We start from the raw sequence: 16,304 nt of genomic DNA, 5'->3' as shown, positions 1-16,304 counted from the left end.
TAAAAATAGGTGGAGAGAATCTGTTACCCATCCAATCCAAAGAGAGTCGAGATTCATAGAATAACGTATCCCATAGCATTGGAGGTGTTACTCATGGGTGTGTTTCTTGATATGAGAAGTTCGATGAACTCGGGAACGGTTGGACAGCCCGGTTTGTCTCTGGGCCCATCACCAGAAGCGTTCGGCTCCATTGGTCTGCAGACCCTTGGTGTCCCAAACCCCATTATCACCTTGAATGGCACGGTTGGTGTTACCGGAGAAGAGGGGGATACGTTCGTTGTTGAGCTTGTACGGGGCAGTTTTTACGATCCGTTCTTTGTGATTTATCGTGCCGAAGGAACGGTAGGTCAGAGCGGTGGCGCTGAATTTCATTCGTTCACTGCACAGGATCTGTCCGCACCGCCTGCACTGGAAAGTGTATATACCTCGTTTATTTCCGGGGTGTCCACATCTGTACGGACTGGACCTGAGGTGTTCTATGGTATTGCAGCTACCAATTGGTTCCTATGAACAGAAGGTTCAACAGGAAGAGTGTTATCATAGGGCATCGTATGATGAACAGACTTGCTAACCACAGCAGATGAAGTCCTGAAAAGGATAGGGTATCCCTTACGTTTGGCGCTAATAAGACCCTCAAGTCTTACGGTGAAAAGAGAAAAGAGAAAAAAACCAGAACAAAATCCCGACTCTGAGGAGTCCGGGATTTTTGTTGTAATATCCACTTTTACTAACTAGTTGGCACGGCCTTTCAAAATAATGTTGTTGGCTTTGCCGAAGTCAATGGCGACTTTGCCTGCAAGTACTGCTGTCCGCTCCGCAAGTACAACCGCGTTCACGCCACAGGAGAAGAGAGCTACATCGAAGGTATCCTGATTCGTTTGAACCCATTGCAGTGTTTCCTGCATCTGATTCCAGCTGTCGAAGGGCAGCGCAGCTGTAATATCCAGATGATATGGCTCCTGAACGAGCATCGCCCGCAGCTGCTCAATCTCCCGGGTAACGAGCAGTATACGCTTGCCAGCCAGCATATTCCAGAAGCGGGGCACCTGCGCGAGTTCCCGATTGACACAGGCATGGCAAGTGAGTGCCGGAGAGATGCCAAAATGCGCGAACACGATGTCGGTCAGCTGTCTTTTGAGATGCTCCGGGGCTTTGATGCTACTGTCCCCGTGTGGAAGAACGCCTACGATATCCGCGCGCTGCAAGGAAGCGGCAACCTCATCCCGGAGCTGCAGATTGGGTAGACGCAGTCCTTTTTGCCCCAAATTAGCCTTGATGGCCCATCGCTCCTTCAGAACCTGTTCCGTGCTCCAGACCGTTTCCTGAGACATGACGATATTCTCCCCATCGCCTACACGAACAAGAGAGAAGGGACGCTTCTCCCTCACCGCGGCTTCAAGTTGGTCCAGCACACCACCCATTTCAAGATAGACTGCATTCATTTTGGTATAAGGCCCCCTTTGAAAATTCAATTGCTCTATTCTATGTTGCAGCTTCGACAACGTATTGTGCATTCGACCCGGTAGGGCACATCTTCGGGTGTATATCAATCTACTTCCGGGAGAGGTAAGCGCTGAAGGGCTTATGTAAAAGCTGATTTATGGAAGAACCTGTGCAAGTGTCCGGACCGATTCTATTATTTTTTCATACGTTATAGAGTCAGCTTGTTTGAATAGAGCTTCTGTATGGCATCTTCAGGCAGACAGAGGCCGTTTTTGGTGTGGAAAGGGCTGTAAAAGACTATGAAAATAGTCTGACTGAAGTGAAAGAAATAACAGAATGAATGAGGAGGAAGGGTATGTCCAGAAAAGTGGTTATTGAGATTAACTTCAACAATTACGGAATGGACCCGCAGCGATTAACGAGAGATTGGCTGGAGCGGCGAGTGGGCATTTTTCGTAGGTTCACCCTGCATTGCCTTAAGGCCCAGACGAATCAGGATTTCCTGGCCGTGTTGAAGCTGTCCAAGGAATCGGGGGAACTGATGCAAGAGATTCTGGCGGAACAGGAGCCGCTGCCTTCCAATATACGTTTTGGAACAACAATCGAAAGTGTGCGTGCCATTCTGGCTTTTGCCGAGGGAGCAGAAGATATTTATATTGCCCGGCTGGATTCGGATGATCTGTATCACAAGACGTTTGTTCAGCAGCTCTATGATGTGCAGCCACAGCCTGGAACGATGGCACTCATTAACCAGAATGGATACCTGTGGGACAGCGTGAATCATGAGATGGCGCCAGCGTTTCATCGTTCCCCGCAATTCTATGTCTACCTATATAAAACGGCAGAGTACGCTGCAGGATACCGGGTGAAGCTGCCGGGCCGGGGAACACATGGCAATGTCATTGAGCTGCCGCATGAGCTGCTGGCTCCGCGTAATTACGTGAACATCGTGCATTCCAGCAATACTTCCATTAAAAAAGTACCGCCAAAAGATCGGTTAAACCGGGAAGAGATGGCTGCGGTATTACGCGAATTCATGATCTGAACAAGGAGGGATTCACCATGATTCAAGGACAAACGATTCTGATCACTGGAGGAACCGGCTCCTGGGGACAAAAGCTGACCGAGGTACTGCTGGAGCAGAATCCAGCTGAGATTCGGATTCTGTCGCGTAATGAATACGCCCAGGTTGCGATGCAGCGGGATTTTGGTCATGATCCGCGTTTGCGTTTTGTCATTGGAGACATTCGGGATGATCGGGCGGTGGAGGCGGCCTGTCGCGGAGTGAACGTTCTCTTCCATCTGGCTGCGCTGAAACACGTCCCGGTATGCGAGGACCAGCCGGATGAAGCGTTCAAGACCAACGTCATCGGTACGCAGAACATTATCCGCGCTGCGATTCGCATGCAGGTTGCCAAAGTCATTGACGTGTCCACCGACAAGGCGGTAGATCCGATTAACGTTTATGGCATGACCAAGGCCTTGGGTGAAAAAATGATGATTCGTGCCAATGGGCTGAGCGAGTCAACGCGTTTTGTGTGTATTCGCGGGGGCAATGTGCTTGGAACCAGCGGCAGTGTCGTTCCATTGTTCCGTCGTCAGATTGATGAAGGCAAGAGCCCGACCATTACGGACAAAGGCATGACCCGCTTTTTCCTGACACGGACGGAGGCCATTCATTTGTTGCTGAAGGCGGCTGAGGCAGCGGTGGGTGGTGAGACATTTGTAATGAAAATGAAAGCCTGCAAGATGACGGATATGGCTTCGGTCATGCTGGAACAGGCAGGTCGTCCGGCTCACGATTATAAACTAACCGGAATTCGTCCGGGCGAAAAATTGCATGAGGTACTCATTTCTCCATACGAGGCACCGCGTACCTACAAATATGATGAGCAATATTATGTGATTTTGCCACAGGAACCGGACAAGAGCCTGACAGATCCATACAGCAGTCTACCTCGTGTGACCTTTTCCGAGTATCGTTCAGACAGCGCGATGATGAATCGTTCCGCAATTGCCCAATTTTTGCGTGCAGGCGGCTTTATCGATTAATAGAAGGGAGGCGGACCGTTTGGAGGTGGAAGGAATGGAAGAGAGCAGCAAGTTGGATGGGAATAAGGAAACACAGGAACGTACCACGCTTCAAAACATAAACAACCGCTCCCTGAAAGCCGCCGTCATCGGTCTGGGATATGTCGGCTTACCCATGGCGGTCGAAATGGCGCAGGCGGGGTATCGGGTGCAGGGGATTGACATCGATGGAGCAAAGGTCGCTAAGCTGAATGCCGGAAATTCTTACATTATCGGCATTGAAGATAAGGCCGTACAATCCCTTGCTCAGGCTGGATTATTCATGGCGGGCATGGATTACGCCGCAGTAGCGCAGGCCGACATCATTGTTATCTGTGTGCCTACGCCTTTGACCGCGGATCACCAGCCGGACATTTCATTTATCGCTGCAGCCGTGGATGGGATAACGCCTTATCTTCAGGAAGGCTGCCTTGTCATATTGGAGAGTACCACGTATCCCGGCACCACCGAGGAGCGTGTAATTCAGCCAATTGAGGCCGCGAAAGGGTGGAAAGTAGGGCAGCAGTTCCATGTCTGTTATTCTCCAGAGCGGGTAGATCCGGGAAGTGTGCATTACGGCGTGAAAAATACACCGAAGATCATTGGCGGCTCCACGCCAGCGTGTCTGTCCTATGGAAAAGCATTCTACGGTTCGTTCCTGAACGAAATCGTTCCCGTTAGTTCAACGACAGTGGCGGAGACGGCCAAACTATTCGAAAATACATTTCGCAGCGTGAATATCGCGCTCGTGAACGAATTTACACCCGCCTGTGAGCAAATGGGCGTAAACATCTGGGAGGTGCTGGACGCAGCGGCGACCAAGCCTTTTGGCTATATGCCATTCTATCCCGGGCCGGGTATTGGTGGGCACTGCATTCCAATTGACCCGATCTATCTGTCCTGGGCCGCTGGCCGTCAGGGATCGGAGCTGCAATTCATTACGCTTGCGGATGCGACCAATCGGCAAATGCCGGAACGCGTTGTGAAGCGTGCTGCAGAGCTGCTCGAACAGAATGGCTCGTCGATGCAGGGAGCTCGCATTGTGCTGGCGGGTATGGCTTACAAAAAAGATATCGACGACCTGCGTGAATCTCCAGCGCTGGATGTCTTCAGGCTGCTGGAAGCAGCGGGGGCAAATGTGGTCTTCACCGATCCGATGGTATCTGTCTTCCGCAAGGAGGATGGCACGACTGCTCATGCTCAACCAGCATCACCAGCATTGTGGGCGGGGGCTGATCTGGTGATGATTACGACGGATCATACGGGCTTCAATTATCAGGAGATGGCGGACCACGCGAAGCTGGTCTTTGATACACGTAACGCAACCGCAGGCTGTGTGGGTGGAAACATTGTGGTGATCGGCCAGCCGATTCGGCCGGATGTGAATGTGGTGCAAGGCGTGAATGAAGTACATGACATGCAAGTTCATGAGAACATGCGAGTGGATCAGACAGTGGATGGGGATGAGCAGGGACTGACAGGCCAGATCGAGGCAGACCGTGCACCTCACCTGAAACACTCACACGAAAATTCTGGAGGCAGCCATGGCGAATCATGATCGAGTAAACGAGCGTTATTATGGCGAGATCAATTCAGAGGAATCACACGAAGCTACACGTACACGTGTTCACTGGATGTGCCGGGAAGCGACAGGCAAGCGCATACTGGATGTTGGGTGCAGCCAGGGAGTCACTTCCATTTTGCTGGCGCGGGAAGGTTTTCGGGTGACCGGAATTGATCTGGAAGAAGAGAGTATACAATACGCGCGAGCGGAACTGGAGAAGGAGTCCAGACCCGTGCGGAACAATGTGGATTTTCGCTTACTGGATATTACGCAATGGAAAGCCAGAACCACCTTTGATACGGTACTGCTCGGCGAGGTGCTGGAGCATTTTGCCCATCCGGAGACGTTATTGCTGCAAATTCACCGACTGCTGCACGAGGAGGGAACCCTGGTTGTGACAGTGCCGTATGGTTACCATCCCTTTTACGATCACAAGCAGACGTTCTATGCCGGGAATCTGGCGATGTGCCTGCTGCCGTATTTTGAAGTATTGAAGCTGGAAGTTCATCATAAATATCTATGTTGCGTGGCACGCAAGCGGCGGAAAACGCAGCTGTATATGTCACCAACCCTGAACCAACTGACGGAATGGATGGAGCTGGATCATGTACATTTTGCCGAGGTGGAGAAGAATCATCTTCGCCTTATGAATCAGCGCAAGAAAGCTCTGGACAATGCGGTGGAGCAGGTTAAACGTCTGCGTCGTCAGGAGACTGGGGAAGGGTAGTAGATGGTTGCTGGATGAAGTTGAAGCTTGAGGGTGAAGGGTCAGGGTAAGGCCAGAAGGCAGGCAGGAAGACAGGAAGGAAGCCAAGTAGGCAAGTGACAAGTACGTAGAAAAGAGTAAGGCAGTCACACAACTGTAGCAATACGCGCAAGACAGGAAGGGGCTTAAACCGTGATCACCATCAGTCTGTGTATGATTGTGAAGAACGAACAACGCACGCTTGCGCGCTGTCTCGACTCGGTCGCCGGAATCGCGGACGAAATTGTTATTGTAGATACCGGGTCATCCGACCGTACGATCGAGATCGCCGCGCAGTATACCGACCGTGTCTACACGTATGAGTGGAAGGACGATTTTGCCGCCGCGCGGAATTATTCATTCGACCAGGCTACGCAGGAGTATATCCTGTGGCTGGACGCGGATGATGTGCTGCTTCCAGCTGATCGGGCGAAGCTAGAGATGCTGAAGCAGCAGCTGCCGTCCGGCGGTGAGACGGCGGCTGTGATGTTGAGCTATACGCTGGCCGAGGGGCCGGAGGGAAGTCCGCTTGTGACGGACCGACGGTTGCGCCTCGTCAAGCGGGAGGCGGGGTGCCGCTGGCATGGCCGGCTGCACGAGCAGTTGCACTTCCCGCAGGGCGGGGTCATCACGGCAGACATTGCCGTCACGCACCGCCGCGAAGCGGGCCATCATTCGGCGCGAAACGTGCGCATTCTGCGCAAATGGATCGCCGAAGAGGGCGTAGCCCAGGGACGCCTGCTGTTCTATTATGCAGGCGAATGCTTCGACCGCCAGCGTTATGCGGCGGCGGTCCGGGCTTACGCGAAGCTGCTGCTGGAGCCGCGCGGTTATTTCGAGGATCGGCTCATTGCCTGCGCGCGGCTGGCGGAATGTTATGAGCGGCTTGGCGAGCCGGGGAGGAAGCTGGGCGCGCTGCTGCAATCCTTTCAATTCGATCTGCCGCATGCCGACTTCTGCTGTGCCATCGCTGCCTGTTTCCAGGAGCGGCAGGAGCTGGTCTCCGCCATCTACTGGTATATGCAAGCGCTGGATGTCAGCAGCCGTGATCCGGGTCTGCGTCCTGTGCCTGCCGCATGTCGCACCTGGCTGCCCCACGCCCGGCTCTCTCTTTGTTACGCTCACATGGGAAACTGGGAGCAGGCGCTCCTGCATAATGGCAAAGCTAGGGAATATCTGCCGAATGACCCCGGCCTGCTCGCCAATCTGCAGAAGATTGAAGCGGTGTTGAGTAAGGGGAACAGGGGCCTGGAAGAGCGCGGAGATGTGCCACCTCGCGAGTAGGAGGAGACAGTGGGAGAGAAGAGAGAGGAAAGAAATATAAATATAGATATAGATATAGATATAGAGATAATACTCGGAGTTTAAAAAGAGGCAGCTAGCATACCTTCAAACCTAGGTCTTAACGCTGGAGCGGACCTGACGTATCTGGAGCAGGTGAGTGAGCAGAAGATGGAGCGCTAACGAACATGAGACGTCTTATTCAGGGGGTTGAAGCACCTGCAGCAGGCTAAGGAACCTGACACACGTTATTTCGGAAATTTAGGCATATTTTTAGCTTTTTTAATGTGATTTTAGGAAATAACGTGTCTGGTGTTCCTTACAATTGAAAAGGACTGCTTCAGGTCCAAATAAGACGTCCTAGGTTCCTTAGAATAAGGGCATGCATGCTAACGCCTTTTGAACTCTCTTATCTCCTCCTGTGGTGGAGTACTATTTTTCATAAAATAAAAAGATCGTAGTTTGGCCAGTGAAAAGTGTTTACTACTTGGACATTGAGGTAAAGGAAGCAACATGAAGCCCTAAATCGCCAGTAGATGTGAAGTAATATAGGAAACAAGGGAATCCCGGCTTACCACGAGAGTTGGCAAGCCGGGATTCTTGTGGTGCTGTTCTACTTTTCGGGTGCCAGGCACCGCACGTACTGATCCTTCATGCGCAGGCTTCGGCATGCCCAGCCCCAGCTGTCATAGATTTCATCATCAATGTTCAGCGTAATGCTATCATCGCTGTACTCGTTCCGGTTTTCGATCCGGAGCGTATTTTCATTTTTCCATTCAAGGTGGTTGGCCCCGTGATATTTGGCACGGTATATGGTTTTTACTATGAACATGTCCGAGGCAACGATCTTCTTCACATCTACCCAGATTGTGACTCCACCAGCCGCACCACCGTAAGGCACACCGTACATCTCGGCGACATACTCTCCATTTGGCGATGGCATCGTGTAGGCGAGTTCCCCTTGTTCTGAGCGATCAAACGTGGAGTAGTAAGGGCGAAGCATGAAATACAGGAACACGGCGGCAACCATCGACAGAATCAAAAAGGAAAATGCAGTGAGTATCGGATGTCGACGTATCCAAGGCTTGCGTTTCGAAACGTTTGAAGAATCACTAGTAAGTGCATGTTGTTCCATACTAAAACGGGCCTCCTTTAAAGGCAGTGGGTTCGAACGAGATGTGGAAAATGGATATGTAGGTATGTAAATATCTTTTCTGTAAGTAATTCGTTAATCGATGGTAACACATTATGTGTATTAATTAATAACAAATAAGTTAAAATAACCCTTAATCAATAGAGGATAAAGTTAGAATGAGGACAAAGACTTTGTTAACAAACTCAGGTATTGAAGAAGCCGCATGATTGAGTAGTTTTACGTGGAATGTTTAACTTACATAAAGGTGGTTGATGCTGCAATTAAGCACACCAAGCATGGTATAATAGTAAGAAACGGAGTTGATGGTCAGATGTCTGATTTACTCGATCCTCGAAACGATTTTGTTTTCAAGCGTATTTTTGGCAGTGAAGAAAATAAAGATGTGCTGCTGGTCTTCTTGAACCGAACGTTTGCAGAATCGGGGGAACAGCCGCTGACGGAGATTGTACTCCTTAATCCGTATACCGATAAAGATGCTCCGCTGGATAAACAGTCCATATTTGATATTTGGGCGAAAACAGCTGAAGGTAAATTGATCAACATTGAAATGCAGTTGTTTAATAAATACGATATTGAAAAACGGACCCTATACTATTGGAGCAAGCGTTATTCCAGTCAGTTGCAGGAAGGCCAAACGTACAAGGAACTGAAAAAGTGTGTGACGATTAATATTCTAAATTACTCATTTATCACAAATAAGCGCTATCATAATGTATTTCATCTGAGGGAAGACCATACTGGACTTGAATTGAGTGATGATCTCGAAGTTCATTTTATGGAGTTGTCTAAGCTGGATGATCAATCCGTTCCGATGGAAGGTGGTCTGATCAACTGGCTTTTGTTCCTGAAAGGTGCTGACAAATCCAATTGGGAGGTGCTGCAAATGAATGAACCTACATTGAAAAAAGCGATGGATACGCTGGAGTTTCTGAGTCAGGATCGTGAGGCGCGTCGCTTGTATGAAGAACGGCAGAAGTATTTGCACGATGAAGCCTCAATGATTGAGTGGGCTACGGAGAAGGGATTAGCGGAAGGTGAAAAAAGAAAAGCGATCGAAATAGCAAAAAATATGCTTTCATTTGGCATCGAAGTTTCAGTCATTGCTAAAACAAGTGGTCTAACAGAGTCTGAAGTTGAGGCGTTGAAAGACTAGCAAATGCACTCTAAATTCAAACAATCGTCTTGTCCCCAAAAGGGCAGGCGGTTGTTTTTTTATTTTACTAGAATGTTCGATCACACCTGATTCTTCTTGCAATCTTTCCGATAGAGAAGGTGATACCGCTGTTACACATCTGCCAAAGAGCATTTTACATTAAAACGCGGTTGCTCATTCGGGTCTGGGCCGTTAAACTAAAGGGAGCGGCGTTTGCTTGACGGACAAGTCATGAGAACGCCATTTTGTTGTCAAGGATGCGGTATAAGCCGCTTTCGGATGTCAGAATCGGATCGGACCAAGCTGGTGGAAGAACACCGGTGATAAGTAAGGAGTCTTTACATGAGTGTGCAAACACCTACATTAGAAGAAGCGCAGGGTCTCCTGCAAAAATATTATGGTTACCCCGACTTCCGTGAGGGACAAAAAAAGATCGTAGCCAGCCTGCTCGAACGTGAAGATACACTGGGCATTATGCCAACCGGGGGCGGAAAATCGATCTGTTATCAGATCCCCGCTTTGTTATATTCGGGTCTGACTCTGGTCGTCTCTCCATTGATATCGCTTATGAAGGACCAGGTCGATGCGTTGACGACCGCTGGTATTGCAGCCACTTATATTAATAGTACGCTCAGCGGCAAAGAAGTGAATGATCGCATCCGCGCGGCGCAGCGCGGTGAGCTGAAGTTGCTCTATGTCGCGCCTGAGCGATTGGAGCTGGACTGGTTCCGCGAGGAGATGGGCTATCTGCCAATCTCATGCGTTGCTGTGGATGAGGCTCACTGTGTGTCACAGTGGGGACATGATTTTCGGACAAGCTACCTGGCGGTAGCACCGTTTGTGGACAGTTTGCCGGAGCGGCCAGTGGTTGCGGCCTTTACGGCAACGGCGACGCCCGAGGTCATGGGCGATATTCTGCGGCTGCTGCGTTTGCAGGACCCGCAGACGTATGTGACTGGACTTGGGCGGGATAATCTGGCGTTCAGCGTGCTGCGCGGCGAGAGCAAAAAGGACTTTGTCCTGAATTACGCGCGCGAGCATGCGAGTGAGCCGGGGATTGTATACGCCGCGACCCGTAAGGACGTGGACGATCTGCATCAGCGTTTGTTGCAGGCGGGATTGCCAGCAGGACGTTACCATGCCGGGATGACGGACGATGAACGGGCCCAGAGCCAGGAAGCTTTTTTGTACGATGATATCCGGGTAATGGTAGCTACGAATGCCTTCGGGATGGGGATTGATAAATCCAACGTACGTTATGTTATTCATAACAGCATGCCGAAGAACATGGAGGCATACGTTCAGGAAGCCGGGCGTGCGGGACGGGACGGAGAGCCGAGCCAGTGCATTTTGTTATTCGGAGCACAGGACATTATTACTCAGAAGTTTCTGATTGAGCAGAACCCGATGGAGGGCGACCGCAAGCAGAACGATTACAGGAAGCTGCAGCAGATGGTAGATTATTGTTACACGACGCGCTGCCTGCGTAGTGCGCAGCTGGATTATTTCGGTGAGGTGCATGAGGACAAGCCGTGCGGCATTTGCAGTTCATGTACGGACGACCGCGAGCTGGTGGATATGACGATTGATGCGCAGAAAATATTCAGCTGCATTCACCGCATGCGTGAACGGTATGGTGTATCGCTGGTCGCTTCGGTGCTCAAAGGCTCCCGTGCCAAAAAAGTGCTCGATTACGGCTTCAACTCCCTGCCAACCTATGGCGTAATGGGCAATCGTACGGAACGTGAGATCGCGGAGATCATCAACGTCATGGTATCGGAAGGCTATCTGATGCTGTCCGAGGGACAGTATCCGGTCGTTCGTTTGCAGCCACTGGCTGTGGAAGTGCTGAAAGGCCAACGTGAAGTGATGCAGCGTGTGGTACGCAAGACAGCGGCGACGGCTTTGGGTACAAACTATGGCGGACGTCGCGGACGCAATGCGATGCCATCTGCAGTTAACGAGACGGTCTTTGAGCAGCTGCGTCTGATCCGTCGTGATTTGGCGGCGAAAGAGCATGTGCCGTCGTACATTATTTTCAATGACGCGACCTTGCGCGAGATGAGTGTGGTATGTCCACAGACAGAACGTGACATGCTGGATATCAAAGGGGTCGGTGAGGTGAAGTACCGCAAGTACGGACTGCCGTTCCTGGAGTTTTTCCAGAAGCAAACGGGCGAAGACGTGGATACGGATGACGATGCGTTTTACGAGTATGAGTGAGTTGATGGATGTATGCTTTCGTTTGTGTAAAGTTCAAGTTCAAGGGTTCAAATAGATGAGATATATGTATTTAGATTTAGGAATGGTTCGTCCATGAATATAGGGAATCGTTCGGTATCAGTGTTTTGTATATAGTGGATAGTGAATACAACGCGATTGAGACTTACCACAGATGGGAAACGAATGAGGCCTTTTACAAGGTACATTTGGATATATTGTCTCTGTAGGGTGGACAAAAGAAGGCGGATTGTCTTCCAAAGGGTGGACATTGGTATTAGATATGGCAAACAGTAGCGTATACAACATGTAGTTTGATTGTGCGAATCCGATACTGTATATTGTGTTTTGGGTTTGGCGGGATGTATATGTCTTTTTGAAAAGAGTGTCCACTCTTTGAAAGACAAAACCTTGATATGTCCATGAGAAGTGGAATGGCTATCATTAGAGAGGTTTGTATGAACAGCATCCGGGGAAGGATGGCTGTGCAGCTTTCCTTTTTACCAAAAAATATGGTCTGGAAGTCCAGGCAAAGGTTGTGAACCATGAAGGTTATTCTTTCTACATTAAATGCAAAGTATATCCATACCTCCTTGGCCTTGCGGTGTCTGAAGGCGTACAGTGAGAAGGATTTTGATATTGAGCTGGCCGAGTATACGATCAAGGACCCGGTCATGAATATTGTGTCTGATCTGTATCAGCGCGGCGCTGACATGATCGGGTTCTCGTGTTACATCTGGAACATTGAAGAGACGATCAAGGTCATTGATATTTTGAAAAAGGTTATGCCTGATGTCAAAATTCTGCTGGGTGGGCCGGAAGTGTCCTACGACACGGAGTATTGGATGAACCGAATTCCCAATGTCGATTTCATCGTAATGGGTGAAGGGGAAGAGACGCTGCATCAGCTTTTGACGGAGCTGGAGGGGGACAAGAAGTTTCATTTTGTGTATGGACTGGCGTATCGCAAAGGGGAAGAGGTCATTCTCATGCCAGGACGGCCGAAAGCAGATCTGAACGATTTGCCGTCTCCGCACCGTTTTGAAGAGGATATCCCGGATCTCGGGAAACGCGTTGTTTATTTTGAAACTAGCCGGGGCTGTCCGTTCAGTTGTCAGTTCTGTCTGTCCAGTATTGAGGTTGGCGTGCGGTATTACGATATTGAGCGGACGAAGTCGGACATACTGTACCTGATCGAGAAGGGTGCGAAGCTGATTAAGTTCGTGGACCGGACGTTCAACATCAAGCGGGACTATGCGCTCGAAATGTTCAAGTTCCTGATCGAGAATCATCAGGGAACGGTGTTCCAGTTTGAAATTACAGCGGACATCATGCGTCCCGAGGTACTGGACTATCTGGCAGAGAATGCGCCTCCGGGTACATTCCGGTTCGAGATTGGGGTGCAGTCTACGAATGATCCAACCAATGAACTGGTGAAACGCCGCCAGAACTTCTCGAAGCTGAGTCGTACCGTGAACAAAGTGAAAGCTAGTGGCAAAATCGACCAGCATCTGGATCTCATCGCCGGACTGCCGGAGGAAGATTACAACACGTTCCGCAAGACGTTTAACGATGTATTTGCCCTGGGGCCGGAAGAGCTTCAGCTCGGATTCCTCAAAATGCTGCGCGGTACGGGTCTGCGTCTGGATGCGGAGAAGTACAATTACACCTACATGGATCACGCGCCGTATGAGATTCTGGGCAGCGATGTGCTGCCGTTCAGCGACATCGTACGCTTGAAGCGGCTGGAGGATGTACTGGAGAAATACTGGAACGCACACCGGATGGATCATACGCTGAAGTATCTGATGGAGCAGGAATTTGACTCGCCGTTTGATTTCTTCCAGGCATTCGGGGATTACTGGGAGGGCCAGGGCTGGCAGAAGATCGGTCACCAGCTGGAGGATCTGTTCACTCGTCTGCATAGCTTCCTGGAGTCGCGCAACACGCCGCATATGGATATCGTGCTCGGCCTGATGAAGCTGGACTATTTCCTCGGACACAAATACAAACCGCGCAAAATCTGGTGGGAAGATCCGCTCCAGAAAGACCAGTGGGCAGGTTATATGAAAACGCTGGCTGAGCGTCCGGAAGACGTTCGCCTGCCGCGCATTGCCGGTGCCACAGGCACGGCATGGCTGGAAAGCATCGGCACAAGTGTGAGTGCCGCTGGGGCAAGTTCGGCTGCTGCCGGGGAAGACTCTGCCGCAGATGCGGCGGGTGTGATCGGCAGCGAATCTGGGGGTGCAGCGTCGCTCGCTGCGGGCGACGCTGTTGGGTCCGCCGTGGATGGAGCGGCGGACGGGGAAGGCGGCAACGCTTCGCGTGCGTTGCCGATGACCTCGGCCATGACCGCACAGACGGTCATGGGTGCCCGTGCTTTCGCCGACCTTGGACTCGGCGAAAAGGAACTGCAGAAGCACACCGTATTGGATGTGCTTCCGTTCCGGCTTGAGCGTGTGCTAGCTGGCGCCAGCCCGCTCGCCGCGAAAGGCCGGACGCTGCTGGTCGTTGTGTACCAGCAGCATGAAGGGCAGCAGGCGCAGTATTACACGCTGCCGCTGGGAGAAGAAGCCGCTGCCATGTAGATGCAGCGGCATTGGGGAGCTGCATGGCCGATGGCTGCATGCAGTGGGGGAAGCACCATGGCTTTGCCGTTCTGGTGCTACAACGTTGAGCACCGCGGTTATGGCCGCGGTGCAATCCCGTGAGGTGCTGCCCGATTGGGCGCAGCACCTCACCCTTACGCGGCTTGCCACTGCACAAGCCGCGCTCCGCTTCACCTTTTATCAAAACATATATGTTCCGAAAGCATCGGAAGGTCGTCTGATTCCCTAGTGGATGAAGAAGGGCCCTCCTTTTTGTTTTTCCGAATTTGGGTCAAAAACATAACCTATCCAAACGAAGGAGAGTTTCCTATGAATAAATATGCTACTTCATATCCCATATAACCCTGCATATATTGAGCGGATTCGTCGGATTAATGGCAGAACGTGGGAAGCCAAACAATAAGTGTGGATCATCCCATAAACCATAGCTGCTCTTCCGGAGTTCATGAATCAATTTGATCCTGATGTCGTTCTGATTACCCCAGAGTTGTGGGTTGAAAATGAGAATTTACAGCAATGGAAAGCTAGTAAGGCAAACCATCCATGGAGCAAAGAGCCGTTACAGAAGGCATTAAAGTTACGAGGATACAGCCGCAAAACGATTAAAGCATATTGTAATCAGGTCGAACGTTTTCTGAGTAGCTTTCCCCTTAAAGATACCGATGTGACTACTTCCAAAATTCAGACGTATTGTTTAGGTTTATTTGAGCGAGGGATCTCCCAAACCCTAAACATAAGGCCATATTGTTTCTAACCTATTCTTCTGGACTTCGTGTAAGTGAAGTTGTGCGTTTGCGGTGCAGCGATCTTGATATTGAAAGACAAACACTCATCGTGAGACAGGGGAAGGGGCAAAAGGATCGGAGAACGATCCTATCGAGTCTAGCGTGGGATATGGTGCAGAAATACGTCACTGAATATAGACCAACTCGTTGGCTCTTTCCAGGGCATTCTTCTGATCGGCATCTTACGGAGCGGAGTGTGCAGAAGGTTTTTGAAGAAGCCAGACAACGTGCAGACATTGTGAAAAAGGTTAGTATTCATGTCTTGAGGCACTCTTTTGCTACTCATTTGTTGGAAAACTGAACAGACCTGCGCTATATCCAGGAGCTGCTTGGTCACACGAGTGGACGCACAACACAGCGATATACGCATGTTAGTACGAAAAATATTCAACGAATTCAGAGCCCGCTGGATCGTTTGGATCTGGGAGATTGAGTGTTGCTATAAATCTACCTTTTTCACCAAATTCTTCTTCGCAAATACTACACCATAGGTTATCATATACGTAGTTCACATATCATACAGGATGTGTGGTATTTACGAAGTACATAAATTAGATGTTAAGTGAAATAGTGAAGAGAGGGAAAGTACTTGATTTTAGATTATTTAAATAAATACGCCCAGAAGGCATATCGAGAGGTTACCTCAATAATAACTTCTCCAAATTTTTTGTTTTCTAATGACCCTACTTTAACCAGAAATGAAGCAAATTATAATTACTTGTACATCCATGGATTCAATAGACTTATAAAGAATAACAGAATATCATCAGATAAATTGATTGAAGTGTTTTCTTTTCTTGAGAAAGAAATAGAGGTATACCTTATGAAGCACTACACAGGTAAGAATTTTATATATTACTTGAATGCAGATGCTCTAGTGCCGGCATTTACAATAACAATTGTATCTCTTTATAAAGATAAGGAAGTGCAAGAAAGTGTATCTTTAGTTGAATTAATTGATTGGTACAAAGAAAATGCATGTTTTGATGGATTGGAAATAATTGCGAGACAGATAAAAGATGAAAGTAAAGAAGCAGAGTCTAAAGGAGCATTTTGGGATTCAGTAAAAACATATACAAAGACAATTAATACCTAGATAGCATTTCAAAGAGGTCCGTAACTCCACTTAACATAATATTCACACATGGGGCATACGCCCTCGGTCCGGCAGAGGGGTTTCAGGGAAGCAGAAGCAACCGGACACATCCGACTCCGTCGGACGTCGTGAATACGGGAATGTTATACGAAACACTTCGAAAGCAGGAAAAACATGAAAAT

The 16,304-nt window shown here is 49.6% G+C and carries 14 protein-coding genes and 1 pseudogene; 13 read left to right on the top strand and 2 right to left on the bottom strand.

Annotated elements, in window-relative coordinates:
• The first annotated feature begins 93 nt into the window (after positions 1-93).
• Positions 94-510 carry a hypothetical protein gene (locus tag Q0V21_RS15060; RefSeq protein WP_024629407.1) on the top strand — a complete coding sequence of 139 codons (417 nt, stop codon included), beginning with the start codon at positions 94-96 and terminating at the stop codon, positions 508-510.
• A gap of 221 nt (positions 511-731) precedes the next feature.
• On the opposite strand, the gene Q0V21_RS15055 is transcribed toward Q0V21_RS15060, so the two are convergent.
• Positions 732-1,442 (bottom strand): GT-D fold domain-containing glycosyltransferase, encoded by a 711-nt coding sequence (locus tag Q0V21_RS15055; RefSeq protein ID WP_301879572.1) that lies wholly within the window; start codon positions 1,440-1,442, stop codon positions 732-734.
• A gap of 356 nt (positions 1,443-1,798) precedes the next feature.
• Here Q0V21_RS15055 and Q0V21_RS15050 point away from each other — a divergent pair, with 356 nt between their 5' ends.
• The 5 genes from Q0V21_RS15050 (at position 1,799) to Q0V21_RS15030 (ending at position 7,106) form a co-directional block, all read left to right on the top strand.
• Positions 1,799-2,488: a glycosyltransferase gene (locus Q0V21_RS15050; protein ID WP_285075076.1), complete on the top strand. Its 690-nt coding sequence runs from the start codon at positions 1,799-1,801 to the stop codon at positions 2,486-2,488.
• A 17-nt stretch (positions 2,489-2,505) separates the two neighbouring features.
• On the top strand, positions 2,506-3,495 hold the full coding sequence (locus tag Q0V21_RS15045; protein WP_301879571.1) for a polysaccharide biosynthesis protein: 990 nt from the start codon (positions 2,506-2,508) through the stop codon (positions 3,493-3,495).
• A gap of 25 nt (positions 3,496-3,520) precedes the next feature.
• Entirely contained in the window at positions 3,521-5,071 is a 1,551-nt protein-coding gene (locus Q0V21_RS15040; protein WP_301879786.1) for a nucleotide sugar dehydrogenase, read from the top strand.
• The gene (locus Q0V21_RS15035) at positions 5,058-5,804 is read left to right on the top strand and encodes a class I SAM-dependent methyltransferase (RefSeq protein WP_301879570.1); all 747 of its coding nucleotides are present in this window, start codon (positions 5,058-5,060) and stop codon (positions 5,802-5,804) included. The genes Q0V21_RS15040 and Q0V21_RS15035 overlap by 14 nt, the downstream gene beginning before the upstream one ends.
• A 171-nt stretch (positions 5,805-5,975) precedes the next feature.
• Positions 5,976-7,106, top strand: a complete 1,131-nt coding sequence (locus Q0V21_RS15030) for a glycosyltransferase family 2 protein (RefSeq protein WP_301879569.1) — start codon at positions 5,976-5,978, stop codon at positions 7,104-7,106.
• A gap of 610 nt (positions 7,107-7,716) precedes the next feature.
• Here the strand turns inward: Q0V21_RS15030 and Q0V21_RS15025 are convergent.
• A complete protein-coding gene (locus Q0V21_RS15025; RefSeq protein WP_301879568.1) occupies positions 7,717-8,238 on the bottom strand; it encodes a DUF5412 family protein in 522 nt (173 codons plus the stop codon).
• Positions 8,239-8,569: 331 nt separating this feature from the next.
• Between Q0V21_RS15025 and Q0V21_RS15020 the strand changes: the two genes are divergently transcribed.
• From Q0V21_RS15020 to Q0V21_RS14990, 7 genes and pseudogenes are all read left to right on the top strand, one after another.
• On the top strand, positions 8,570-9,412 hold the full coding sequence (locus tag Q0V21_RS15020) for an Rpn family recombination-promoting nuclease/putative transposase (protein ID WP_301879567.1): 843 nt from the start codon (positions 8,570-8,572) through the stop codon (positions 9,410-9,412).
• A gap of 342 nt (positions 9,413-9,754) precedes the next feature.
• A complete protein-coding gene (gene recQ / locus Q0V21_RS15015; RefSeq protein WP_301879566.1) occupies positions 9,755-11,635 on the top strand; it encodes a DNA helicase RecQ in 1,881 nt (626 codons plus the stop codon).
• A gap of 542 nt (positions 11,636-12,177) precedes the next feature.
• Entirely contained in the window at positions 12,178-14,220 is a 2,043-nt protein-coding gene (locus Q0V21_RS15010; protein ID WP_301879565.1) for a B12-binding domain-containing radical SAM protein, read from the top strand.
• Positions 14,159-14,470, top strand: coding sequence for a hypothetical protein (locus Q0V21_RS15005; protein ID WP_301879564.1), 312 nt, complete (start codon positions 14,159-14,161; stop codon positions 14,468-14,470). Before Q0V21_RS15010 ends, Q0V21_RS15005 begins: the two co-directional genes overlap by 62 nt.
• 216 nt (positions 14,471-14,686) lie before the next feature.
• A complete protein-coding gene (locus Q0V21_RS15000) occupies positions 14,687-14,995 on the top strand; it encodes a phage integrase N-terminal SAM-like domain-containing protein (protein WP_301879563.1) in 309 nt (102 codons plus the stop codon).
• 32 nt (positions 14,996-15,027) lie between these two features.
• A pseudogene (locus Q0V21_RS14995) lies at positions 15,028-15,459 on the top strand (tyrosine-type recombinase/integrase).
• Positions 15,460-15,615: 156 nt separating this feature from the next.
• Complete coding sequence (locus Q0V21_RS14990) at positions 15,616-16,122, top strand: hypothetical protein (protein ID WP_301879562.1); 507 nt, start codon at positions 15,616-15,618, stop codon at positions 16,120-16,122.
• Positions 16,123-16,304: the final 182 nt, after the last annotated feature.

It is taken from the genome of Paenibacillus sp. 11B (assembly GCF_030487755.1).
In the GTDB taxonomy this organism is placed as follows: domain Bacteria; phylum Bacillota; class Bacilli; order Paenibacillales; family Paenibacillaceae; genus Paenibacillus; species Paenibacillus vandeheii.
Note: the sequence above shows the minus strand (reverse complement) of the source record. Positions and strands in the feature narration are given on the sequence as shown.